Genomic DNA, 24,365 nt, shown 5'->3' on the forward strand with positions numbered 1-24,365 from the left:
GTTTGTCACTCAAATCCGCAGGTCAGTCGGCAAGCCGTCTTGAACAATCTTTGATGAGCCTGCGGGGGCCACCGGTCTCCGGGGCCGCCCGCAGGCCGCTCAGTCAGCGTCGCTTGGCCATCTCATTGATGAAACGGTCGAACAGCGGCGCTACGTCGTTCGGGCCCGGGCTCGCTTCAGGGTGGCCCTGGAAGCTGAACGCGCTCTTGTCGGTGCGCTCGATGCCCTGCAGGGAACCGTCGAACAGCGACTTGTGAATGGCGCGCACGTTGCTCGGCAGGGTTGCTTCATCTACCGCAAAACCGTGGTTCTGGCTGGTGATCATCACAACGCCAGTGTCCAGGTCTTGAACCGGGTGGTTGGCACCGTGGTGGCCGTGACCCATTTTCAGGGTCTTGGCGCCGGAGGCCAGGGCCAGCAGCTGGTGACCAAGGCAGATACCGAAGACCGGAATCTCGGTTTCCAGTACGTCCTTGATCGCCTGGATGGCGTAGTCGCATGGCTCAGGGTCACCTGGGCCGTTGGACAGGAATACACCGTCCGGTTGCAGGGCGAGCACGTCGCTGGCCGGGGTTTGCGCCGGCACCACGGTCACGCGGCAGCCTCGCTCGACCAGCATGCGCAGGATGTTGTATTTAACGCCGTAGTCGTAGGCGACTACGTGGTAGGGCAGGTCAGCGGCGTCGATGGTTGCATGGCTGTCGGTCTTCAAGTCCCAGACAGTGGAGCGCCACTCGTACTTCTCTTTAACGCTGACGACTTTCGCCAGGTCCATGCCTTTCAGGCCTGGGAAACCTTGCGCCGCGGCAATCGCCGCCTCTTCGGAGATATTGTCACCGACCATGATGCAGCCATTCTGCGAGCCTTTTTCACGCAGGATGCGCGTGAGGCGGCGCGTATCGATACCGGCGATCGCCACAACGTTGTTGGCTTTCAGGTAATCGGACAGCGACATCGTGTTACGCCAGTTGCTCGCAACGAGTGGCAGGTCACGAATCACCAGACCGGCCGACCAGACACGATCAGACTCGACATCTTCCGGTGTAGTACCGGTGTTGCCGATGTGCGGATAGGTCAGGGTAACGATCTGTTGGGCGTAGGAAGGATCGGTAAGGATTTCCTGATAGCCGGTCATGGCAGTGTTAAACACTACCTCTCCAACGGTCTGACCGTCGGCTCCAATGGCTTCGCCGCGAAAAATGCTGCCATCAGCAAGGGCGAGTATGGCTGGCTTAGTCAAGAAGACCTCCCGTAAATAAAGCCTGAAAGGGCGATCGCAGGTTGTAAAAAAGCGGAGTGACGTATGGACACGTCACCCCGCTTCTTCACTGAATTATTCTGCGCGCTTTTAGTGGACACACTAAAGCTGTAGCTTACAGAAAAAGGCTTTTTTGGTCCACCGCTAATGAGCCTTAAAGGCAGGGGAATGCGACAGGACGTCGCTTAGCGGGTAAAAACGGGGCCTAAGCATAAGCTTGAGGCCCTGTTTTAGCTACTGATTAGTGCAGATCCAGCACATCGCGCATGTCGTACAGACCCGGCTCGCGCCCCTCCAACCAGAGCGCAGCACGTACCGCTCCCTTGGCAAAGGTCATGCGGCTGGAGGCCTTATGCGTGATTTCCAGACGCTCACCTTCAGTGGCGAACAATACGGTGTGATCACCCACCACGTCACCGCCGCGCACGGTCGCAAAACCAATGGTGTCGCGTGCACGCGCGCCGGTGTGGCCTTCGCGACCGTACACCGCGACTTTCGACAGGTCGCGACCCAGTGCATCGGCAATCGCTTCACCCATGCGCAGCGCGGTGCCCGAAGGCGCGTCGATCTTGTGGCGATGGTGAGTCTCGATGATTTCGATATCCGCTTCATCACCCAGCACGCGCGCCGCCAGATCCAGCAACTTGAGCGACAGATTCACACCGACACTAAAGTTGGCGGCGAAGACGATAGGAATATCCTTGCCCGCCTCCTCCAACAATTGCTTCTGCTGAGCAGTCAAACCCGTGGTACCGATCACCATTGCCTTGCCCGCCTTACGGCAGAACGCCAGGTTTTTCAGCATCACGTCCGGCAGGGTGAAATCGATCAACACATCGAACTCATCCGCTACCTGCTCCAGGCTGCCGGACAACGACACACCGATGCGCCCCAACGAGGCCAACTCGCCCGCGTCCGCACCAATCAACGTGCTGCCCGGACGAACGATCGCCGCAGTCAGGCCGGAAGCCGGCGAGCGCTGCTGCACCGCTTCGACCAGCGTCTTGCCCATGCGCCCGGCAGCGCCCATTACGGCTATACGTCGCATACTCAATTCCTTACAGGTCGCCGAAGAAGCGCTTCACACCATCGAAAAAGCCTGCAGTTTTTGGCGAGTGAGAGTCATCACCCTCCATCGAGCTGCGGAATTCTTCAAGCAGTTCGCGCTGACGGCGATTCAGGTTGACCGGCGTCTCTACCGCCACACGACACATCAAGTCCCCAGCACCGCCACCGCGCACCGGCGCAACGCCTTTGCCACGGATACGGAACTGCTTGCCGGTCTGAGTGCCTTCAGGAATCTTGAGCTTGACCCGACCATCAAGGGTAGGAATTTCGAGCTCGCCGCCCAAGGCTGCATCGACAAAGCTGATCGGCACTTCACAGAACAGGTGCTTGCCGTCGCGCTGGAAGATCGAGTGCTCGCGCACGTTGATCACTACATACAGGTCGCCCGTCGGACCACCCTGAGTACCAGCCTCGCCCTCACCCGACAGGCGAATACGGTCTCCGGTGTCCACGCCCGCCGGCACTTTCACCGCCAGGGTTTTGTACTCTTCGACACGACCTTCGCCGTGGCAGGAATCGCACGGATCGGAAATGATCTTGCCCTGGCCATGGCAGCGCGGGCAGGTCTGCTGCACAGAGAAGAAGCCCTGCTGCATGCGAACTTGACCAATACCGCCACACGTTGGGCAGGTGATCGGCGAAGAGCCTTTCTTGGCACCCGAACCATCGCACGGCTTGCAGTTGACCAGCGTCGGCACACGGATGTTGACGCTGGTGCCGCGCACGGCTTCTTCCAGGTTCAATTCCAGGGTGTAGCGCAAATCACTACCACGCTGGGCGCCACCACGCTGACCACCTCGACCACCGCCGAAGAAGTCGCTGAATACGTCGCCGAAAATATCGGAGAAGTTCTGACCGCCAAACCCGGCACCGCCGCCACCCATGCTTGGGTCGACACCGGCATGACCATACTGGTCGTAGGCCGCACGCTTGTTGGGATCAGACAGACATTCGTAGGCCTCATTGGCCTCTTTGAACATTTCTTCGGATTCTTTGCTATCCGGATTACGGTCCGGGTGGTGCTTCATCGCCAGACGACGGTAGGCCTTCTTCAGGTCCGTCTCGCTGGAGCCGCGCTCCACACCCAATACTTCGTAATAGTCACGCTTTGCCATAAGTCTTTGCACTCTTAAGGACGTTCAGCCAGACCCTCCTGAGCCCGACTAAACTCGTTGAGCCCCAATACAGGCCCGGACCCAACTCACGTCAATTCAACGATCCTGGTCATAACTACTTTTTTAGCCAGGTATCCGGCCAAAAATGCGGTATTTACTGCTCGGAAAGCAGGAGCATTCCCGATCACACCGCCAGCATCCGAACGCTGTCGCATACTGTAAAAATTCGCATACCCCAGACACGCCAACGCGGGAGCAAGCTCCCGCGCGGCGACATCCTACCAGTCACCGCTTGATAGCGGTCAACCGGGCGACCAAGTTACTTCTTCTGGTCTTCTTTGACTTCTTCGAACTCGGCATCGACAACGTCGTCGTGCTTGGCTTCAGGCTCTGCCTGTTGCGCAGCACCGTCAGCTGGCTGACCTTGTTCGGCGTACATTTTCTGAGCAACCGGCGCAGAGACTTTCGACAGCTCTTCGATCTTGGCTTCGATAGCAGCCTTGTCGTCGCCTTTGACGGCGGCTTCCAGGGCAACCACAGCAGCTTCGATTGCAGTCTTCTCTTCAGCAGTCACTTTATCGCCAGCATCAGCGACCATTTTGCGCGTCGAGTGAACCAGTGCATCACCCTGGTTACGGGCGCCGGCCAGTTCAGCAAACTTGGCATCCGCATCAGCGTTGGCTTCAGCATCACGAATCATCTGTTGAATTTCTTCATCAGACAGACCGGAGTTGGCCTTGATCGTGATCTTCTGCTCTTTGCCGGTAGCCTTGTCTTTCGCGCCGACGTGCAGGATGCCGTTGGCGTCGATGTCGAAGGTCACTTCGATTTGTGGCACGCCACGTGGTGCTGGTGGAATCTCGGACAGGTCGAACTTGCCCAGGGACTTGTTCTGAGCAGCCTGCTTACGCTCACCTTGCAGCACGTGAATGGTCACAGCGCCCTGGTTGTCATCGGCAGTCGAGAACACTTGGGATTTCTTGGTAGGAATCGTGGTGTTTTTCTCGATCAGCGCAGTCATCACGCCGCCCATGGTTTCGATACCCAGGGTCAGCGGGCTGACGTCCAGCAGCAGCACGTCTTTCACGTCGCCGGCCAATACCGCGCCCTGGATGGCAGCACCCATGGCAACCGCTTCGTCCGGGTTCACGTCTTTACGGGCTTCTTTACCGAAGAACTCGGTGACCTTCTGCTGAACCAGTGGCATACGGGTCTGACCGCCCACCAGGATCACGTCGTTGATCGAACCAACGTCGATACCGGCGTCTTTCAGCGCGATGCGGCAAGGTTCGATGGTGCGCTGAACCAGGTCTTCAACCAGCGCTTCCAACTTGGCGCGAGAGATCTTCACGTTCAAGTGCTTAGGACCGGTGGCGTCTGCAGTGATGTACGGCAGGTTCACGTCGGTCGACATGCTCGAGGACAGCTCGATCTTGGCTTTTTCGGCAGCTTCTTTCAGGCGCTGCATGGCCAGCGGGTCGCCCTTAAGGTTCATGCCGCTTTCTTTCTTGAATTCGTCAACGAGGTAGTCGATCAGACGAATATCAAAGTCTTCACCGCCGAGGAAGGTGTCACCGTTGGTGGCCAACACTTCGAACTGGTGCTCGCCGTCAACTTCAGCGATCTCGATGACGGAGACGTCGAAAGTACCACCGCCCAAGTCATAAACGATCACGGTGTGGTCGCCTTTGGCCTTGTCCATACCGTAAGCCAGAGCGGCTGCGGTTGGTTCGTTGATGATACGCTTTACGTCCAGACCCGCGATGCGGCCGGCGTCTTTGGTCGCCTGACGCTGACTGTCGTTGAAGTAGGCCGGAACAGTGATCACCGCTTCGGTCACGGTTTCACCCAGGTAATCTTCGGCAGTCTTCTTCATCTTTTTCAAGACTTCAGCCGAGATCTGCGGGGCAGACATCTTGTTGCCATTTACTTCAACCCAGGCGTCACCGTTGTCAGCCTTGGCGATTTTGTAAGGCACCATCTTGATGTCTTTCTGTACGACTTCTTCGTCGAACTTACGACCGATCAGACGCTTTACCGCGTACAGGGTGTTGTGCGGGTTGGTGACAGCCTGGCGCTTGGCCGACTGACCCACCAGGATCTCGCCATCATTTGCGTATGCAATGATCGACGGCGTGGTACGCGCGCCTTCGGCGTTTTCGATGACTTTGGCTTTGCCGTTTTCCATGACGGAGACACAGGAGTTGGTGGTCCCCAGGTCGATACCGATAATTTTGCCCATTATTTACTCTCCCGAAACTTGAATTTGGTTGCCGCAGCAGTGGTGGCTAACTGCGGTAGCACTTAAACGCTTGACTTATAGATGAGGGCTTTTCAGCGTATTTCAAGCCTGCTCATCAATAGAAGGTGAAACCGGTGCAGGGGCCTTGCTCACCACAACCATCGCCGGGCGCAGCAGGCGACCATTGAGCTGGTAACCTTTCTGGAACACTTTCAACACGCTGTTAGGCTCCAGGTCATGGCTTTCCTGCATGGCCATGGCTTGGTGGTGCTCAGCGTTGAACGGCTCACCGCCTGCTGGATCGATGGCTTCCAACTGATAACGCTTCAGGGTGTCCTGAAACATTTTCAGGGTCAGCTCGATCCCTTCGCGCATTGGGCGGATGTTTTCGTCGTCCGGGTTGGACAACTCAAGACCACGCTCCAGGCTGTCGATGATCGGCAGCAAGTCACCGGCAAATTTTTCCAGTGCGAACTTGTGAGCCTTTTCTACATCCTGCTCGGCACGGCGGCGGACGTTCTGCAGATCAGCGGCAACACGCAAAGACTGGTCCTGCGCAGCGGCCAGTTGCTCTTCGAGCACTTGCACACGAGTCGCCAGCTCATCGCCGACAGCCGAATTGGCGTCTGGAGTTTGCGTATCCTGCGTCTGTTCGTCAGCCATAGTTTTCTCCTTTCAAAATCATGCGCGAACTCAACTCGCGCTTCTGTTCCGGTATATGGGGCCACAATTTCCAGGTTCAAGGGTGCAGGCGTTACCAAAAGTCTTTCCAGTGATGTGGATCAATTCCTGCGCTTCAATTCCTCGTTGCGCTAAAAAATTCGCTCATTCAAGCAAATCGAGCTAAGCGCCAGGATTGTCAGCCCCGAACAAAACACTGTATAAATAACCAGACCTAAAGCCTGGGAGCGGCCGTCATGCTCGTGCACTTGTCCGTACATAACTACGCCATCGTTGAACACCTGGATCTCGAACTGGATCGCGGGATGAGCGTAATCACAGGCGAAACCGGCGCCGGCAAGTCGATCATGCTCGACGCCCTGGGCCTGACCCTGGGTGATCGCGCCGACAGCGGCGTGGTGCGACCTGGGGCAGACAAGGCCGACATCCTGGCCACCTTCGACCTGGCGGACATTCCCGAGGCAGAAGCCTGGCTGTCCGAGCGCGACCTTAATAATGAAGGTCCGTGCATCCTGCGACGGGTCATCACGGCGGAAGGTCGCTCCCGTGGCTACATCAACGGCACACCCTGCCCGCTTGGCGACCTTAAAGCCTTGGGCGAGTTGCTGATCGACATCCACAGCCAGCATGAACACCAGTCCCTGCTGAAAACCGACACCCATCGTCGCCTGCTCGATGAGTACGCTGGTGCCACAGACCTTGCCCGCCAGGTGCAGCTTGCCGCCCAGCGCTGGCGCCAGACTCGCCAGGAACTGGAGCGACTCTCCAACTCCGGCGATGAGCAACGTGCTCGCCATCAATTGCTCAGCTATCAACTCGAAGAACTGGAAAGCCTGGGCCTGGGCGAGACCGAACTGGAGCAGCTTGAGCAGGAACACAAGAACCTCACCAACGCGGAAACCCTGCTGGGCATTTGCCGCCAGGTGGTGGAGCAGTGCAGTGAGAGCGACTCCGGGAACGTGCTCAATGCACTGACTGCCAGCCTCAATCGCCTATCGAGCGTGAACAGCGGCTCCGGCTCGTTGAGCGAGGCGACGACCCTGCTTACCAGCGCACAGATCCAGGTAGAGGAAGCCGTCGGCGAACTGAATCGGTTCCTGGATCACTTCGATGCCGACCCAGCACGCCTGCAGGAAATAGAAGAACGCCTGGACACCATCTACACGCTGGCACGCAAACATCGCATCCAGCCCACTGAAGTGGCGACGATGCAGCAAAAGCTGCTGGATGAAATCGAGACCCTGAACGCCAACGATGAATCTATCGAGCGCCTGAGCGGTGAGCTCGCCTCCTTCGCTCGCCATTACCAAGAGAAGGCGCGCGAGCTCAGCGACCTGCGCCAGCAAGCAGCGACGGGCCTGGCCAGCGCAGTGGAGCTGGAGATCCAGCGTCTGGGCATGCCTGGCGGTCGTTTCACCATCGAATTGCGCACCAGCGCCAGCAACGAACTACAACCCCACGGGCTGGAGCAGGTCGAGCTACTGGTCAGCGCCAACCCCGGACAACCGCTCAAAGCGCTGGCGAAAGTAGCCTCCGGCGGCGAGCTGTCGCGGATCAGCCTGGCAATCCAGGTGATTACTGCGCAAACCTCTCGGGTGCCGACACTGGTGTTCGATGAAGTCGATGTGGGAATTGGCGGGCCGACAGCAGAAATTGTTGGCCAGCTGTTGCGACGCCTTGGAGATAGAGGCCAGGTACTGACGGTAACTCACTTGCCACAAGTCGCGGCCCAGGGACATCAACACCTCTTTGTGCACAAGGTACGCGGCAGCGATGCAACACACACAGCCGTGTCCAAGCTGAACAAGTCGGAACGTGTGGAAGAAGTCGCACGCATGCTTGGCGGCATCGATTTAACCAAGGAGTCTTTGGCGCACGCGAAGAAAATGGTCGTAGCGGCAAAGGCCTAACCGAACTATTTTCTCTCTTATAGAAAGCACGAAGGCGACCCTAAGGTCGCCTTCGATCGTTTTGCAGAGAGAATCTGCAACGCTTGTTACTTTTTCTTACGGATGTACAGGACCAGATTGTGGTCAACCAGATCGAAGCCATGCTCCTCAGCAATCTTGTGCTGCAGCGCTTCGATTTCCGGACTGGTGAACTCGATAACCTCATTGGTATCCAGGTCAACCATGTGATCGTGATGACCACCGTCAGCCAGTTCGAACACCGCATGACCGCCGTCGAAATTATGACGAACCACCAGCCCTGCGGCTTCAAACTGGGTCAGCACACGGTAAACCGTGGCCAGGCCGACGTCCTCGTTAGACTCCATCAGTGCCTTGTAAACATCCTCGGCACTCATGTGGCGCTGCTCAGCAGAATCGAGCATTTGTAGAATCTTGACTCGTGGCAGAGTCACTTTGAGACCGGCTTTGCGTAGTTCGCTATTTTCAACCATGGTTAGCTTTCTCGCGGATGCTGCTTCGCAGCTTCTCTTAATACGGGTATGATCGGCGTTTACGTTGTCCCAGCCAAGATAGTGGAAGTCGCCCACCGATGCAAAACACCAAGCTCTTGCTAACCAGTTTCACCTTTGTGGGACTGCTCGCACTCGCCGGTTGTTCATTCCCCGGGGTTTACAAAATCGACATCCAGCAGGGCAATGTCGTCACGCAGGACATGATAGACCAGTTACGCCCCGGAATGACCCGACGGCAAGTACGGTTTATCATGGGTAACCCCCTGCTGACCGACACTTTCCATGCCGATCGCTGGGATTATCTCTACAGCCTTCAGCCAGGCGGCGGTGAACGCCAGCAGGAGCGCGTCAGCGTCATCTTCAATGGCAATGACCAGCTTGTCAGCCTGTCCGGCGACTTCATGCCCGGCGTGAGTCGTGATGAAGCCTTGCTCGGCAAGGACAACGGCACCAATGTCACTGCGCCTGCGCAGGAAGGCGAGAAGCCGAAGTCCGAAGTACCGGCCAAGCCAGGCTCGCTGCTCGACAAGATCCAGAAAGACGTCGACGGCGTGGAAACGGTGCCTGTGCCGACGCCACAACCTCTGGATACCAGTCCGCAGTAAATGTGCGTCGCTCAACAAAAAGCCCGGCATGCCGGGCTTTTTGCTGCTCGCCATTTGGCTGACCTATGAGTTCTGTTGCTTGGCCAGCGCCGCTTTGGCTGCGCGCAACCTGCGCACTTCTTTAGGGTCTGCCAGCAGTGGACGGTAAATCTCGATACGATCACCCGCCTGCACACTGCGCACCTCAGCGTCCGCGACTACCTTGCCGAAAATACCCAAAGGGCAATCAGCCAGATCCAGCCCGGGGAATTGCGCTGCAATGCCTGACGCCTGCACCGCCGCGCGCAGGCTGGTGCCGGCCGGCACCGTCACCGCCAGCAGCACCTGGTGATCCACTGCGGCATACACCACTTCAATCTCAACCATGCAGTTGCTTGGCCCGCTGGCAAAATGCGTCCACCAGGGTATTTGCCGCCTGATTGAACAAAGGACCCAAGGTCGCACGCACGATAGGCCCAGCGTAATCAAAGGAAAGATCCAGACTGATTTTGCAGGCCTTGTCCGTCAGCGCCTTGAATACCCACACCCCATGCAACTGAGTAAACGGCCCTTCCTGCAAATTCATTTCGATGGATTTCCCAGGCACCAGCACATTACGCGTCACAAAGTGCTGGCTAAGACCGCCCTTCGCGACCCCGACACTGGCGACCATGTGCTCATCACTGTTTTCCAGCACCTCGGCGGTTGAGCACCACGGCAGGAATTCCGGGTAACGCGCCACGTCGTTGACCAGGTCATAGAGCGCCTGTGCCGGATAGGGCAGCAGCGCTGAACGTTGAATATGCGTCGTCATGTGTGCGTTATTTCCACAGCTGAGCGGCAAACATCGCGGAAGAACAGCCCGATCCGCGAAAGAAAAAAACCAGAGAACTGCCTGCATTGTCCGGGATTCGTCCAACACGCTCAAGCACGCAGGTTGACCGTAGCCGACAGGCTCGCAACTCCCTATAATGCCGCCCCTATGGCTAAACAAAAGAAACACCCCACAGGGACCATCGCGCAAAATAAAAAGGCGCGACACGATTACTTCATCGAACATCGGTTCGAGGCTGGTCTGGTCCTGGCCGGCTGGGAAGTAAAGAGTCTGCGTGCCAGCAAGCTGCAGCTGGTCGACAGTTATGTGCTGCTCAAGGATGGCGAGGCATGGCTGCTCGGCAGTCATATCACCCCGCTGACCACTGCGAGCACCCACGTGATTGCCGATCCGGTACGCACGCGCAAGCTGCTGCTCAATGCCCGCGAACTGGAAAAGCTCGCTGCTGCCGTACAGCAGAAGGGCTATGCCTGCGTCTGCCTGTCCTGGTACTGGAGCAAGCACCTGGTCAAGTGCGAGATCGCCTTGGGCAAGGGCAAGAAGGAATACGACAAGCGCGATACCGAGCGCGAACGCGATTCCAATCGCGAGCTTCATCGTGCCGTACGCAACAAGGGCAAGGAAGACTGATCCTTGCAGTGATGCAGCCGCGGGAGCTTCCCTCGGCTACGTCCCCTTGCGCCGCTCCGCACGCGCCACACGCTGAACTTCCTGACGCACTTCTTCCAACACTTCCTGCACATACAGCAGGTGACGTGTTGAAACTTCCCGCGCCTGCTCGGCACGCCCCTCGATAATCGCCAGGTACAGATCCCGGTGCTGACTGATCAGCATGTCGCGGGTTTCCGTACGCTGTTGATACATGCCGCCAATGTTGGTCACCACGTTACGCTTGAGCAGGTCGAACAGGCCGCGAATCGTGTGCAGCAACACAGCGTTGTGGCTCGCCTCGGCGATAGCCAAGTGAAACCGCGCATCCGCCGCCCCCTCTTCGACCCGGCTCACCTCATCGGAACGGGTGTAGCAATCCTGAAGCGCTTCGAACGCAGCCGTGAGACGCTCGCGATCCACCTCTGTCGCGCGCAACGCGGCGTAATAAGCACACGAGGCCTCAAGGGTCTGACGAAACTCCAGCAGATCCCGCTGAGCCTCGGGGTTGTTCTCCAACAGGAGCAACAGCGGGTCACTGAACGTGGAACCCAAAGATTCAGCCACGTAGTTGCCACCACCCTGGCGGCTGACGAGCAAACCTTTGGCTGCCAGCTTCTGGATCGCCTCTCGCAAAGAAGGTCGCGACACCCCGAATTGTTCAGCCAACGCGCGTTCGGCCGGCAAGCGCTCGCCCGACTTCAGCGTGCCCTCAAGGATCATGCCCTCAAGCTGCTCGACGATGTCATCAGACAAACGGCGCTGACGCACCTGATCAAACCCCATCACTCACTCTCCACCATCCCGACCACTCGCCGGGCCCTCTATTCTCGCCGATCACAACGAATGCAGCACCTATCAGAGCGCCCTCATTTCCACTGATCAGCGCACCCTTGCCACCCACCTACGACCAAAGTTTCGTAAGCGGCAAATTGACACGCCCCAACCAAGGCTTTTACTCTAGCCAACAGCGACTGTAAATTGGTATTACCAATTACCCAAGCTGACCAAACAACAACAATCAGGGGCCACCCCATCATGCAAACCTGGCAACAGCTCTACAGCCCGCTCGGCAGCCTCGGCCTGTCCGCAATGGCGGCCGTTATTCCGATCGTATTCTTCTTCCTGGCCCTGGCCGTGTTTCGCCTCAAAGGCCACGTGGCGGGCAGCATTACCTTGGCGCTGTCGATCCTGGTCGCGATCTTCGCCTTCCAGATGCCGGTAGACATGGCATTGGCCGCCGCCGGTTATGGCTTTGCCTACGGTCTGTGGCCCATCGCGTGGATCATCGTCGCGGCGGTGTTCCTCTACAAACTCACGGTCAAAAGCGGCCAGTTCGAAATCATCCGCAGCTCGGTCCTGTCGATCACTGACGACCAGCGCCTGCAAGTGCTATTGATCGGCTTCTGCTTCGGCGCCTTCCTGGAAGGTGCGGCCGGTTTCGGCGCCCCCGTGGCAATTACCGCTGCACTGCTGGTCGGCCTGGGCTTCAACCCGCTGTACGCCGCCGGCCTGTGCCTGATTGCAAACACCGCCCCCGTGGCCTTTGGGGCGCTGGGCATCCCGATCATCGTTGCAGGTCAGGTGACCGGCATTGACGCATTCAAGATCGGCGCCATGACTGGTCGCCAACTGCCGCTGCTGTCGTTGTTCGTACCGTTCTGGTTGGTGTTCATGATGGACGGCGTGCGCGGCGTGCGTGAAACCTGGCCAGCGGCACTGGTCGCCGGCTTGAGCTTTGCCATCACCCAGTACTTCACCTCCAACTTCATCGGCCCGGAACTGCCGGACATCACCTCGGCCCTGGCCAGCCTGATTTCCCTGACGCTGTTCCTGAAAGTCTGGCAACCCAAACGCACCGCAGGTGCCCAGATTGCCGGCGCCACCTCCAGCGCCGCAGTCACCGCCAGCGCAGGCGGTTTCGGTCTGCCGCGCAACACAATCGTTTCGCCCTACAGCCTCGGCCAGATTTTCAAGGCCTGGTCGCCGTTCCTGATTCTTACCGTACTGGTCACTATCTGGACCCTCAAGCCGTTCAAGGCGATGTTTGCTGCCGGGGGCTCGATGTACAGCTGGGTGTTCAACTTCGCTATCCCGCACTTGGACCAACTGGTGATCAAAGTCGCGCCGATCGTAACCAACCCCACTGCGATCCCCGCCGTGTTCAAACTGGACCCGATTTCAGCGACCGGCACTGCGATTTTCTTCTCGGCGTTGATCTCGATGCTGGTACTGAAAATTGACATCAAGACTGGTCTTACCACTTTAAAAGAGACCTTCTACGAACTGCGCTGGCCGATCCTGTCGATTGGGATGGTGTTGGCATTCGCATTCGTTACCAACTACTCCGGCATGTCTTCGACCATGGCGCTGGTACTGGCCGGCACGGGCGCAGCCTTCCCATTCTTCTCGCCTTTCCTTGGCTGGCTGGGTGTTTTCCTGACAGGCTCCGACACCTCGTCCAATGCCTTGTTCAGCTCCCTGCAAGCCACCACCGCGCATCAGATCGGCGTCAACGACACCTTGTTGGTCGCTGCCAACACCAGCGGCGGCGTTACCGGCAAGATGATCTCGCCGCAGTCCATCGCGGTGGCGTGCGCCGCTACCGGCCTGGTGGGCAAAGAATCCGACCTGTTCCGCTTTACTCTCAAGCACAGCCTGTTCTTTGCCACCATCGTCGGGCTGATCACCCTGGCCCAGGCTTACTGGTTCACCGGTATGCTGGTGCACTAAAACCTGCACGTAATAGGGTAAGAATCGACGCCGGACACGATTCCGGCGTCAGCTATTTCTGGAGGACCGATGAGCCTGCCTGCTGCTTTCCTGAGCGACGTCGCACAACTGATCCCTAAAGATCGACGTTTCGACGACCCACTTTCCACCCTCGCTTTCGGCACTGACGCCAGCTTTTACCGATTGATCCCACAGCTGGTGATCCGCGTGGAGTCAGAAGACGAAGTCGTTGCCTTGTTGCAATGGGCTCAGCGCGACCACGTAGCCGTGACCTTCCGCGCCGCCGGCACCAGCCTGTCCGGGCAGGCCATCAGCGACTCGGTGCTGATCGTGCTGGGGGACAACTGGAATGGCCGCGAGATTCGCGGGCAAGGCACGCAAATCCGTCTGCAGCCCGGCGTGATCGGCGCCCAGGCCAATGCGTGGCTGGCGCCGTTCGGGCGCAAGATCGGGCCGGACCCAGCGTCGATAAACGCCTGCAAGATCGGCGGCATCGTCGCCAACAATGCCAGCGGCATGTGCTGCGGCACGGCGCAGAACACTTACCACACCCTGGCCGGCATACGCTTGGTATTGGCTGACGGCAGCCGCCTGGATACCGAAGACGCCACCAGCGTTAAGGCGTTCCGTGAACAACACGGTGCGCTGCTTGAGCGGCTGGCAACATTGGGTCGCGAGACACGGGCAAATGCCGAATTAGCCGCGAAAATTCGTCACAAATACCGTCTGAAAAACACCACCGGACTGTCGCTGAATGCCCTGGTGGACTTCGATGAGCCGCTGGATATCCTTAGCCATCTGCTGGTGGGTTCCGAGGGCACCCTGGGCTTTATCAGCGCGGTCACCTACGACACGGTGGTAGATCACCCGAATAAAGCGTCGGCGTTGATTGTGTTTCCAGATGTCGAAACCTGCTGCAACGCAGTCACCATCCTCAAAACCCAGCCGGTCTCGGCCGTCGAGCTGTTGGACCGACGCAGCATGCGCTCGGTACAGAACAAGCCAGGCATGCCCGCTTTCGTACAGCAACTCTCGGAAAATGCCTGCGCCCTGTTGATCGAATCCCGTGCAGCGTCGTCGTCCTTACTGCATGAGCAGTTGGCGCTCATCATGGCCTCCCTGGCCCAATTCCCGGTGGAAAAACAGGTCGACTTCACCGAAGACCCCACAGAGAACGCCCGCCTGTGGGCAATCCGCAAGGACACCTTCCCAGCTGTCGGCGCCGTGCGCAAAACCGGTACCACCGTGATCATCGAAGACGTGACCTTCCCGGTGGAGCAACTGGCAATCGGCGTCAATCGCTTGATCGAATTGTTCGACAAACATCACTACGACGAAGCGATACTTTTCGGACACGCGCTGGAAGGCAATCTGCACTTCGTCTTCACCCAAGGCTTCAACAGTGCGGAAGAAGTCACACGCTATCAGGCGTTCATGGACGACGTGGCGCAATTGGTGGCCGTGGAGTTTGGTGGCTCGCTAAAAGCCGAACACGGCACCGGACGCAATATGGCGCCGTTCGTGGAGCTGGAATGGGGCAGCGACGCCTATCAATTGATGTGGCAACTCAAGCGCCTGCTTGACCCCAACGGCATTCTCAACCCGGACGTGGTGCTCAGCCAGGACCCGCAAATCCACCTCAAGCACCTCAAGCCGCTACCCGCCGCTGATGAGCTTGTGGATAAGTGCATCGAGTGCGGCTTCTGTGAACCGGTGTGCCCGTCGAAAGGCCTGACTTTGAGCCCGCGCCAACGCATCGTGATCTGGCGCGACATCCAGGCGAAAAAACGTGCCGGTGTCGACACCACTGAGTTGGAGGCGGCTTATCACTATCAAGGCATCGACACCTGCGCTGCCACCGGCCTCTGCGCTCAGCGCTGCCCGGTAGGAATCAATACCGGCGATCTGGTGAAAAAACTACGCAGCCGCGACGCTGACCGTACGAAAACCGCCGAATGGCTCGCCACCCATTTCTCCACCGCACTCCAAGGCGCGCGCTTCACCCTGCACGTGGCCAACGGCGCACGCATGCTGCTGGGCGCACCACGCCTGGCGAAGCTGTCGGCCAGCATGACCAAGCTGTCCAAGGGGCAAATCCCGCAGTGGACCGCCGCCATGCCCCAGCCAGAAAAAGCCATTCGTTTCAGCCCGGCGGTAACGGACGAGCGGCCGCGAGTGGTCTACCTGGCCGCCTGCGTCTCACGCGCCATGGGGCCGGCAGCGGGGGATAAGGAACAGATGTCGCTGTACGATAAAACCCGCAGCCTGTTGGAAAAAGCCGGTTACCAAGTCGTGTTCCCCGACAATCAGGACAGCCTGTGCTGTGGCCAGCCCTTCGCCTCCAAAGGCTACGCCGAACAAGCCGAACACAAGCGCCAGGAGCTGATTGGCGCCCTGCTCCACGCCAGCCGTGGCGGGCTCGACCCGATCTACTGCGACACCAGCCCTTGCACCCTGCGCCTGGTGCAGGACCTAGGCGATACGCGCCTAGACCTGTATGACCCCGTGCGTTTCATCCGCACGCACCTGATGGACCGCCTCGACTTCACGCCCCAGGAAGCCCCCATCGCCGTTCACGTCACCTGCAGCACGCAGCACCTGGGCGAAAGCCAGGCCCTGATCGACCTGGCACGGCGCTGCTCCAACACCGTGGTCATCCCCGAAGGCATTCATTGCTGCGGGTTTGCCGGTGACAAAGGCTTCACCACGCCGGAACTCAACGCCCACTCACTGCGCACCCTCAAGGACGCGGTGCAATATTGCAGCGAAGGCATCTCCACCAGCCGCACTTGCGAGATCGGCCTGAGCCAGCATGGCGGCATCGATTATCACGGGCTGGTCTACTTGGTGGACCGTGTCACCCAGGCCCGCGCCCACTGATCCTGAAGAAATGATCCTGCAAAAAAAACAGAACCCCTGCGTGCCGGCGTAGTCATCTGCATAGGCCTCGACAAACGAGGCTCATCAGTGATGTCGCTGGCAGCCCCTGAACGCCAGCAGCGTCGAGCCCTTTTGCGCAAGGAGATACCCTATGAAGCGTTCCGCTCTTGCTGGCTTGTTCATTACCGCTGCGATGCTGGCTTCCCCTGTGTTCGCTGCGGGCGAGCCCGATCTGTGCAAAATCAATCTGGACAAAATCAACAACGGTAAAGCGCTGCTCGCCACTGACACCAGCGGCAAAAGCGGCGAAATAGACACTGCCGTCTCCCAAGCCAAAGCGGCCCACGCCGCCGGCGATGACAAAAAGTGCATCGAGATCACCTCGAAGGCGCTGCAAGACCTGCAGAACAGCGAAAAAGGCGGCCAATAGGCCGCTCAGTCACGGAAGGCAAACCTTCGGGTTGGCCTTCCGTGACGGTTTGGCGTACACTGCACAGGCTTGTCACTCACTATGAAACAACGAGTTACAAGCACGGGGCCGTTTAGGATTCGACGCCGGTTGCGAAACTTTAGGTGCATGCCGAGTTGGTAACAGAACTCGTAAATCCACTGTTGCAACTTCTTATAGTTGCCAATGACGAAAACTACGGCCAGGAATTCGCTCTCGCTGCGTAAGCAGCCTTAGCCCTGAGCTTCTGGTACCTTCGGGTCCAGCAATCACCAGGGGATGTCTGTAAACCCAAAGTGATTGTCATATAGAACAGAATCGCCGTGCAGTACGTTGTGGACGAAGCGGCTAAAACTTACACAACTCGCCCAAAGCACCCTGCCCTTCGGGTCGCTGAGGGTTAACTTAATAGAAACGGCTACGCATGTAGTACCGACAGCGGAGTACTGGCGGACGGGGGTTCAAATCCCCCCGGCTCCACCATTTCATCATCTAAAGACGTCCACGGACGTCTTTTTTTGTGCCTGAAATCCAGTAAATACGGGGGTTTCATGGCTATCGGGGGCTTTCCAGGTTTTTTGAGTTCCAGGCGGTTTGGTATTCCCAATGGTATTCCCGACTCCCCGGCGCTAATCTTGGGAATACCAAAAGGTGTCATGGAGTACTTCTCATGTGCGCTCAAACCACCCGCCTCTCCGACCGCCAGCTCAAGGCGGTCAAACCGAAAGACAAGGATTACGTCCTCACGGATGGCGACGGGCTCCAGCTGCGAGTCAGGGTCAATCGCTCAATGCAGTGGAATTTCAACTACCGGCATCCCGTCACCAAGAATCGAATCAACATGGCACTCGGCTCTTATCCCGAGGTTTCTCTTGCGCAAGCCAGGAAGAAAACCGTTGAGGCCAGAGAACTGCTTGCACAGGGCATCGACCCCAAAGCTCAACGCAATGAGCTGCTGGAAGCCAAACGAGCGGAAACGGAGCACACGTTCGAGAACGTCGCTACCGCCTGGTTCGAACTGAAGAAGGACTCGGTCACGCCAGCGTATGCCGAAGACATCTGGCGCTCGCTCACACTGCATGTATTTCCAACCATGAGATCAACGCCGTTATCGGAAGTGAATGCCCCGATGGTCATTAAGCTCCTTCGCCCGATTGAGGCCAAAGGTAGTCTCGAGACAGTGAAGCGGGTGAGCCAGCGTCTTAACGAGATCATGACCTACGGAGTCAATTCCGGAATGATCTTCGCCAACCCTCTCAGCGGCATTAGAGCGGTGTTCAAGAAACCCAAGAAAGAGAACATGGCCGCGCTACCACCTGATGAGCTTCCGGAGCTCATGATGGAAATCGCGAACGCCAGCATCAAGCGGACGACCCGTTGCCTTATCGAATGGCAGCTTCATACCATGACCCGCCCCTCCGAAGCAGCGACCGCCCGATGGGCAGATATCGACTTCGACAAACGCATCTGGACAATCCCTGCAGAGCGAATGAAAAAGCGTCGTCCGCACATAATCCCGCTTACCGAACATGCACTTTCGTTATTGGATACGCTTAAGCCCCATAGCGGCCACAGGGAATATGTGTTCCCGTCAGATAGAAACCCGCGCACCCACGCGAATAGCCAGACAGCCAATATGGCGTTGAAAAGAATGGGCTTTCAGGACCGCTTGGTCAGCCACGGCATGCGCTCCATGGCCAGCACAATCCTGAACGAGCATGGATGGGATCCGGAACTGATCGAAGTCGCGCTGGCGCATGTCGACAAGGACGAAGTTCGGAGCGCCTACAACCGGGCGGATTACATTGAACGTCGGCGCCCGATGATGGCCTGGTGGAGTGAACATATCCAGAAAGCGGCTACCGGCAGCCTGTCAGCGTCGGCCATCAATCAAACCAGGGACCGCAAGGTGGTGCCGATACGCTGACATCACGGCGACAGCTCATGCCATCCGTGTAGTGGAGCTTGCCAGCGCTCCTTCGGCCAAGCCCCTGAGTATAGGAAGGCTCCGCATTCCCATACTCAGGGGCTCACGCTTAAAGGCCTATCAGGCAACCACGGCTTTTGCCTTTCTAAGGCGGATCAACCCTGCTGTTAACTCGTAGTAGTAGACGGTAGCTGGAGCTGAGCATCGCAGGTAGTGCTCCAGAAACCATCTCACGTGCTTTTCTCTCCAGGACCAGGGAGTCGCGCAACCCCAGCGATCACGAATCACCTCGTGCATGCTTTCTGCTTGCCTGATGTGCCGCTGCCGCGTGGCATGCGCACCTTTGAGCACAGGGCTCAGAAACAACGCTATATCGAACTCAGACGTCATCGCCGACCTCCGATGTAGGCACTCACCACATCGATGCGGTTATGCCCCAACTCGTGGCTGATCTGCTGTCGCGCCCGCAGATCAAGCTCTCGATCTTCGCGATGAACACGAACGCCATTTACAGGTGCAGGAAAGCCGGTCATCTGCTTATAGCGCTCACAGGCGTAAGCCGCCCGCAGCTCATGAAAGCCTTTCAATCCATGTTCATGCAGGAGGTCCCGTGCCGGTCGCACAACTAATTGCATAAACTCTTTGTAGCTCTCGTTGGGAGCCAACAGGTTCCGACTGCAACTGGGTGAAGCCTTCCAGGCCCTATCCAAGGCGCCATGGATCTGATCAGTGACCGCGATCCAACGCGGTGCTGACGCGCCTGATCGGCCGCCTTTGGTGCCGTCTTGGATGTTGATCTTGCCCAGTTGCCGCGCCTCACGTTGCAGTCGGGGCAGGTCCGCCAAGATCGCTTCACGCAGACGCATACCAGTCTCCCGGGCCAGATGTACAATTGCGGCCACTCGTTGCTGACTTCGCTCTGACAGCGCGCGCGCGATCAATTCGATCTGAGCACGATCTTGGCCTTGCGGAGCCTCCCCCCGTACGCTTGAGCGCTGCAAACCCAGCGCCTTGCTTGGACTGGAGATTTTGACGTACTGATCACCGCGCAGCGCAGCCATCGTTCGGCTCACGCTGGACAGTCGGTTCTGCGCGGTGGCAATGCCGATGTTGCCCTGATCAACCTGCTCACGTACATACGTGGCGTACCGCATGAGGATCTCACGGTCGATCTGTCGCGCGTCATTGAGTCCCGGACCTTCATCGGATCGACACCAATTTACGAAGGCCTGCCACCGATCGCTATGGGCTTTGACGGTAGCAAAATGGCCATCGCCAAATAGATCTTTCAGTGCTTGCGGTCCGGCATAGCTGAGCTGGCGACCAAAGCCAAAATTACGACCCGCTCGCTTATCGACCCGAGCCATTTTCCTGCTCCTGATCGACTGCCGCGAGCTCATAAAAAAGGGCTCGCCAGTGTGCATTCACAATAGCGAACTGGGCCCAATCAGTCGGGCGAAAACACAGCGTGTTGCCGGCGACGTATAGATGCGCGCCCTCCTTTTTCAACCATTGGATGATGGCTATCGTCGAGGTGCTAGCTTTACGGGTGATGGCGACATCTGCGACACCGGCGACAACCCTTGCCTTGTCTGGCTTTGAGCGTGGCGACAAAGTGGCGACACTCGCGGCGACAAACCGCACTTTCGGTTCATTTTGGCGCTGAGCCAGATGGTTACGCAGCGCTTCATCAAGATTGAACATGACGCACCTCGAAGGTTTGGCCATCGGTGATCAACCACTGATGATCAATCAACTCGACCAGCAGCTTGGCGGCATGACGGCTGCTCTTGCGGGCAAAGCGAGGACCGTTGCGATTCAACTCTCGAATACTGAACCGTTTCCAATTCTTGACCTGCAGCCAGCGCAGCAGCCGGTCTGCCTCCTCTTTTACTCGGCACACAGGCTCCTGTTCGGTCAAGCGCTGGATCTCGGTGAGGTAATAGCCAACTAAGGTTGAGGCCCGCTGGATGTGATCGACCTCGACAACACTGCTCTCTTCCACAACGGCCAAAATGCCGGCGACGCGCAACAGGTTGTCGGCGGCCTTAGAACCGCTGGGCCGCACGCTGGCCAGCTCACCAAACTCACCCAATTGAGCTTCGATGGCATCATGCAAATCAATCCAGCGACGGCGGGCTAACGGACTGAGTGTCAGCGGTGATAGCCGCAAGGCACCGTCAGCGGAAAGTGACCAAGGCTGATGAAACAGGGCCGAAAGACGGTGGTGATATCGCTTTAGGGCAGGGTCTTTGGACAAGTCGACAGCCTGGTAACTGCGTTGTCCGGCCAGGCTGGTGGGCCAGGTCATGAGGCAGCGACCGAGAATGCCTTGCCCCTGCAGCAATGGGTCACTGAGTAACTGCATGGCTAGATACGGTTGCAGCATCAGGTGCAGGCTTAAGCGTCGATCGTAAGCTCGCAAGCTTTCACCCACCATAGACCGCGCGCGATCTATCGGACTGCCGTCCCAGAGTGACGACAAGGTCGTAACCGCTTTCAAACGGTTATCTCGACTCATGGTGCTGCTACCGAGGAATTGCCCCCCCTCGTCACAGAACAGGCCCATGCTCGGCAAGTCATGGCAGAGTCCTTTGATCAGGGCCTCGATAGTTGGATCGGTGGTGATCAGCCTAGGTGCAGAGGGCTCTGCTTCAAGCGGTACGCCGTTTGTGGGGGCGGGATCGGCAGGATTGATACGCTGCGCTTGTCGCTGTGCGGCACGGTACCGAAAGAGCTGCTCACGATAGTGTTGCCACTGTTCACGCTCCCATTGGCGCGCTGGCAGCAGTGCGGATCGGTCTGCCGCTGTCTTGCGATCACCGGACGCAGCCACCGTGATCAGGTACAACGACAGGGGATAATGTCTCCCATCGAGTTGTAAGCCCGCATGACCTTGAGTGGCCAGGGCCGAGGCGGCCAACACCGATTGCCCGGCCAGTGCTTGGGGCACGCCGATGGCCTCGGCCATGCGCTCAACCGCAGGCCCAAGAATCCCACCCAGAGCCTGCACCGGATAAGGCTGGGGCACGGGGTTCGACTCAATCAACGGTCGAGGTGGTCGTGGTAGTTCAAGCTTCGGATCTAACTGCTGCATGGGCCCTCTCCTCGATCATTACTGGTTGTCCTCACGTAGTCCCGCCACGGCTGTTGAGTGTTATCAGGGATCAAGGCCCCTGCGGCCTGTGAGGTATTCACTGACGCGGAACGAACGGCTCCTTACGACCGGGAGCAAGGGCATAAACCCATGAATCTGGCCTCCTTAGACGCATCCGAAGATGCGGGCAGGCGGAGGCTGTGCCGGCTGACGAGTTCGGCGCCTGGAGATCATGGGTGGGAGAAAGCAAAGATCTAGACACCTGGGGCATGCCTGACTGTCAGTCAGGTGCAGCCTTTCCATTGGCTGCGGCACCGGTGCCTGTATCGTTGCGGATGGCGACGAATCGGATTTGTCAGATCGATTGTCACGAGGAGAGTTGCGGCAATGCCTTGTACGACGTGGCTTGCAGCAGTGGTACGAGCGCCCGTCTCTTTCCACGGGAAAGAGACGGGCGCGGATTGGCGCAGCGAAATGTGCCGAGAGGTGAGGTTGCTGCAGCGCAGCGCGGGAGGTCCATCATCTGCCGCAGTGGACAGACAAGTCGAGTAGGCATCCATCACTCTTGAGGAGTGACCGTGCGAGCCGCCGGACGCTAATCGCACTTCGGGAGAACCACCACACAAGTGGCGTAGCCTTAAGGTTCTGGCTACCTGGGCAGGTGCTGTCAACGACAGCGATCCGTGCGCCAATTTTTATACTCACTCGAAAAGGCGGTCAAGCGTCACTGCCGAAGTGCTCAGAAAGTGGCGACTGTCGCCACTTTGTCGCCACGCTCTAGGCCTCGTTCTGTATGGGATGTCGCCGTTGTCGCCGGTGTCGCCACCTCTCTAGCCATAGTTCTACGACAAGCTCGGCTCTGACGCTGAGACTCCGTCCCGCTCGATAGAGATCGATAAATAACTCAGATAAAGAAGACGTAGCGCTAATCAAACTTCAAATTGAATAGTGGAACGGGATGGCTTCGAGAAAAAGCGAGTGAACCCTCCGATCCGCGCGATCAAAGATCGCTTGATCGGAGGGTTTGGCGGGAAAAGCAAATCTCAAACGTCAATTACAGGCTCAGGCATCAAAGCGGGTCGATTGGGAAGTGACGGCCTCACGTCGCATTATCAGCGTCTGCTGCAACCGCAACAAAAAACCTGCTTCAAATGCCTCTTGTGGATCACCTGGACGATGACGTTTTCGGTTCTGAGACAGCGCCCACCATAACGGTAGTGGTGAGCCTTCAAGCCAAGTCTCTGCGCAACGAACACCCTCCTTTATTACCGGAGCGAACTCATCGCCCCAAGGTGTTTGGATCGCGGGAGACCCTTCTGCGGACGGGACAGATACATACTCATAGATCTGTTGATGAACGCTCTGAGCTGGAATGCCAGTTAAATTCCGGAACGCCTTGTCGTACAACACGGCGGCGTCATCCAACAGCTCTACAGCCAGCTCAACGTCTTTTGGAAAATGAAGCAGAATACTCTGGGCTCCGTTAAGCCGGAGAGTGGCAGCCTGCCGCAGCTTAATCGCTGCATCTTCAGGGCTAAGCGATGAAGTATCGATGCTGTTGGGTTTGGGAAGGCCGATTAGAAGCAAAAGATCAAACATCGCGGAATCCTCCGAGATAGATTGCAGCTTCAACCATTTGGCCGGGGTGGCGCACGAGCTTAAAAGGGGGACAGGTCATTTTCCTTATCTCCTCGGACAATTAAGGAGCCGTCCACCCAGCCGTTCTGACACGAAATGGGTGGCGGACCGTACGGGGGTCAGAAACCGGCGTCCGAGGGAACCGGCCAGGCCGAAGCCTGCCCCGCACGGACCGCCATAGAAAAGCAGCAGCTAAGCCTATGTAAGCACTTAATCGCTAGCTATGGCGCTATGCGCCTCGAACAATTCAGGTTCTGACACCCGGCCACGGGATAGACCGCGACAGAGCAAAGCGTAAATGTGAAGCCGCGACAACACAAGCGCGACCGAAGATACGCTTGCACTACTTGAGACAATAAAACCCGACAGCGGAAATCGGCGATGAATTTGCCCACTGAAAAATCTGGTTCCCATCGCCACGCGTCGAATGCCTTATAGCGCGAGCCCTACAACGGCTCATCACCAACAAACAAACGCGATTCGGGGACGATCTCGACGTAATAAGTGTCGCGCTCCATGAACCCTGAAATCATGAAAATACTTTTTACACAACATCCACTCAAGTAACATCACGTCACGTTACAAACCTGAGCCAGGTGCCCATGCCGATGAAAACTAGCAATCGCGTTGTGATCGAGGTTGATCCCGTTCAAAAGCAGAAGATCTACGCCGAACTCAAGGCGCGCGGGTTGACCATGCGCGAGTGGTTTCTGCAGCAGGTAAGCCGAGAGCTTTCCATCCCGCAGCCCACCACCCCCTCCAGCCAGTCGAGCAACGATTAAACAATTC

Annotated in this window: 22 protein-coding genes and 1 other RNA gene; 9 read left to right on the plus strand and 14 right to left on the minus strand. The window is 57.8% G+C overall.

What is annotated here, in order from left to right:
- Nucleotides 1-103: 103 nt before the first annotated feature.
- The 5 genes from carA to grpE form a co-directional block, all read right to left on the minus strand.
- Nucleotides 104-1,240, minus strand: coding sequence for a glutamine-hydrolyzing carbamoyl-phosphate synthase small subunit (gene carA, locus BMZ57_RS20715; protein WP_010206613.1), 1,137 nt, complete (start codon nt 1,238-1,240; stop codon nt 104-106).
- A 259-nt stretch (nt 1,241-1,499) separates the two neighbouring features.
- On the minus strand, nt 1,500-2,306 hold the full coding sequence (gene dapB, locus BMZ57_RS20720; protein ID WP_010206614.1) for a 4-hydroxy-tetrahydrodipicolinate reductase: 807 nt from the start codon (nt 2,304-2,306) through the stop codon (nt 1,500-1,502).
- Nucleotides 2,307-2,316: 10 nt separating this feature from the next.
- On the minus strand, nt 2,317-3,441 hold the full coding sequence (gene dnaJ, locus BMZ57_RS20725) for a molecular chaperone DnaJ (RefSeq protein ID WP_069673165.1): 1,125 nt from the start codon (nt 3,439-3,441) through the stop codon (nt 2,317-2,319).
- Nucleotides 3,442-3,760: 319 nt separating this feature from the next.
- Entirely contained in the window at nt 3,761-5,683 is a 1,923-nt protein-coding gene (dnaK, locus tag BMZ57_RS20730; protein WP_010206617.1) for a molecular chaperone DnaK, read from the minus strand.
- Nucleotides 5,684-5,785: 102 nt separating this feature from the next.
- Nucleotides 5,786-6,346 carry a nucleotide exchange factor GrpE gene (gene grpE, locus BMZ57_RS20735; protein WP_021492893.1) on the minus strand — a complete coding sequence of 187 codons (561 nt, stop codon included), beginning with the start codon at nt 6,344-6,346 and terminating at the stop codon, nt 5,786-5,788.
- Nucleotides 6,347-6,600: 254 nt separating this feature from the next.
- Here grpE and recN point away from each other — a divergent pair, with 254 nt between their 5' ends.
- Nucleotides 6,601-8,274, plus strand: a complete 1,674-nt coding sequence (gene recN, locus BMZ57_RS20740; RefSeq protein ID WP_010206622.1) for a DNA repair protein RecN — start codon at nt 6,601-6,603, stop codon at nt 8,272-8,274.
- Between the two features lie 86 nt (nt 8,275-8,360).
- On the opposite strand, the gene fur is transcribed toward recN, so the two are convergent.
- Entirely contained in the window at nt 8,361-8,765 is a 405-nt protein-coding gene (fur, locus tag BMZ57_RS20745; protein ID WP_003194220.1) for a ferric iron uptake transcriptional regulator, read from the minus strand.
- Between the two features lie 98 nt (nt 8,766-8,863).
- Here fur and BMZ57_RS20750 point away from each other — a divergent pair, with 98 nt between their 5' ends.
- Complete coding sequence (locus tag BMZ57_RS20750) at nt 8,864-9,391, plus strand: outer membrane protein assembly factor BamE (protein WP_016976810.1); 528 nt, start codon at nt 8,864-8,866, stop codon at nt 9,389-9,391.
- 63 nt (nt 9,392-9,454) lie between these two features.
- Here BMZ57_RS20750 and BMZ57_RS20755 read toward each other — a convergent pair whose 3' ends face one another.
- Together BMZ57_RS20755 and BMZ57_RS20760 are read right to left on the minus strand one after the other, a co-directional pair.
- Nucleotides 9,455-9,757 carry an RnfH family protein gene (locus BMZ57_RS20755; protein WP_010206629.1) on the minus strand — a complete coding sequence of 101 codons (303 nt, stop codon included), beginning with the start codon at nt 9,755-9,757 and terminating at the stop codon, nt 9,455-9,457.
- Nucleotides 9,750-10,184 carry a type II toxin-antitoxin system RatA family toxin gene (locus BMZ57_RS20760; RefSeq protein WP_010206630.1) on the minus strand — a complete coding sequence of 145 codons (435 nt, stop codon included), beginning with the start codon at nt 10,182-10,184 and terminating at the stop codon, nt 9,750-9,752. Before BMZ57_RS20760 ends, BMZ57_RS20755 begins: the two co-directional genes overlap by 8 nt.
- 168 nt (nt 10,185-10,352) lie before the next feature.
- On the opposite strand from BMZ57_RS20760, the gene smpB reads away from it, so the two are divergent.
- Entirely contained in the window at nt 10,353-10,835 is a 483-nt protein-coding gene (gene smpB, locus BMZ57_RS20765; RefSeq protein WP_005791513.1) for an SsrA-binding protein SmpB, read from the plus strand.
- Between the two features lie 36 nt (nt 10,836-10,871).
- Here smpB and BMZ57_RS20770 read toward each other — a convergent pair whose 3' ends face one another.
- Nucleotides 10,872-11,639 carry an FCD domain-containing protein gene (locus BMZ57_RS20770; RefSeq protein WP_010206631.1) on the minus strand — a complete coding sequence of 256 codons (768 nt, stop codon included), beginning with the start codon at nt 11,637-11,639 and terminating at the stop codon, nt 10,872-10,874.
- A 252-nt stretch (nt 11,640-11,891) separates the two neighbouring features.
- Between BMZ57_RS20770 and BMZ57_RS20775 the strand changes: the two genes are divergently transcribed.
- The 5 genes from BMZ57_RS20775 to BMZ57_RS20795 all read left to right on the plus strand — a co-directional run bounded on the left by BMZ57_RS20775 (nt 11,892) and on the right by BMZ57_RS20795 (nt 18,841).
- Complete coding sequence (locus tag BMZ57_RS20775) at nt 11,892-13,586, plus strand: lactate permease LctP family transporter (protein ID WP_010206633.1); 1,695 nt, start codon at nt 11,892-11,894, stop codon at nt 13,584-13,586.
- Nucleotides 13,587-13,655: 69 nt separating this feature from the next.
- Nucleotides 13,656-16,466, plus strand: coding sequence for an FAD-binding and (Fe-S)-binding domain-containing protein (locus BMZ57_RS20780; RefSeq protein ID WP_069673164.1), 2,811 nt, complete (start codon nt 13,656-13,658; stop codon nt 16,464-16,466).
- 151 nt (nt 16,467-16,617) lie between these two features.
- Nucleotides 16,618-16,896: a PA2433 domain-containing protein gene (locus tag BMZ57_RS20785; RefSeq protein ID WP_010206635.1), complete on the plus strand. Its 279-nt coding sequence runs from the start codon at nt 16,618-16,620 to the stop codon at nt 16,894-16,896.
- A gap of 104 nt (nt 16,897-17,000) precedes the next feature.
- Nucleotides 17,001-17,397, plus strand: a transfer-messenger RNA (tmRNA) gene (gene ssrA / locus BMZ57_RS20790).
- Nucleotides 17,398-17,584: 187 nt separating this feature from the next.
- A complete protein-coding gene (locus BMZ57_RS20795; RefSeq protein ID WP_069673163.1) occupies nt 17,585-18,841 on the plus strand; it encodes an integrase domain-containing protein in 1,257 nt (418 codons plus the stop codon).
- 120 nt (nt 18,842-18,961) lie between these two features.
- On the opposite strand, the gene BMZ57_RS29850 is transcribed toward BMZ57_RS20795, so the two are convergent.
- The 5 genes from BMZ57_RS29850 to BMZ57_RS20820 form a co-directional block, all read right to left on the minus strand.
- Nucleotides 18,962-19,231, minus strand: coding sequence for a hypothetical protein (locus BMZ57_RS29850; protein ID WP_069673162.1), 270 nt, complete (start codon nt 19,229-19,231; stop codon nt 18,962-18,964).
- Nucleotides 19,228-20,208 carry an integrase domain-containing protein gene (locus BMZ57_RS20805; protein WP_069673161.1) on the minus strand — a complete coding sequence of 327 codons (981 nt, stop codon included), beginning with the start codon at nt 20,206-20,208 and terminating at the stop codon, nt 19,228-19,230. Before BMZ57_RS20805 ends, BMZ57_RS29850 begins: the two co-directional genes overlap by 4 nt.
- The gene (locus BMZ57_RS20810; RefSeq protein ID WP_069673160.1) at nt 20,192-20,545 is read right to left on the minus strand and encodes a hypothetical protein; all 354 of its coding nucleotides are present in this window, start codon (nt 20,543-20,545) and stop codon (nt 20,192-20,194) included. Before BMZ57_RS20810 ends, BMZ57_RS20805 begins: the two co-directional genes overlap by 17 nt.
- Nucleotides 20,532-21,938 carry a YfjI family protein gene (locus BMZ57_RS20815; RefSeq protein WP_069673159.1) on the minus strand — a complete coding sequence of 469 codons (1,407 nt, stop codon included), beginning with the start codon at nt 21,936-21,938 and terminating at the stop codon, nt 20,532-20,534. The genes BMZ57_RS20810 and BMZ57_RS20815 overlap by 14 nt, the downstream gene beginning before the upstream one ends.
- Before the next feature lie 1,062 nt (nt 21,939-23,000).
- A complete protein-coding gene (locus BMZ57_RS20820) occupies nt 23,001-23,537 on the minus strand; it encodes a LasR-specific antiactivator QslA (protein ID WP_069673158.1) in 537 nt (178 codons plus the stop codon).
- A 647-nt stretch (nt 23,538-24,184) separates the two neighbouring features.
- Between BMZ57_RS20820 and BMZ57_RS29575 the strand changes: the two genes are divergently transcribed.
- Nucleotides 24,185-24,358 carry a hypothetical protein gene (locus tag BMZ57_RS29575; protein WP_175439672.1) on the plus strand — a complete coding sequence of 58 codons (174 nt, stop codon included), beginning with the start codon at nt 24,185-24,187 and terminating at the stop codon, nt 24,356-24,358.
- The last annotated feature ends 7 nt before the right edge of the window (nt 24,359-24,365 follow it).

The sequence above is a fragment of the Pseudomonas simiae genome, from assembly GCF_900111895.1.
GTDB lineage: Bacteria > Pseudomonadota > Gammaproteobacteria > Pseudomonadales > Pseudomonadaceae > Aquipseudomonas > Aquipseudomonas simiae.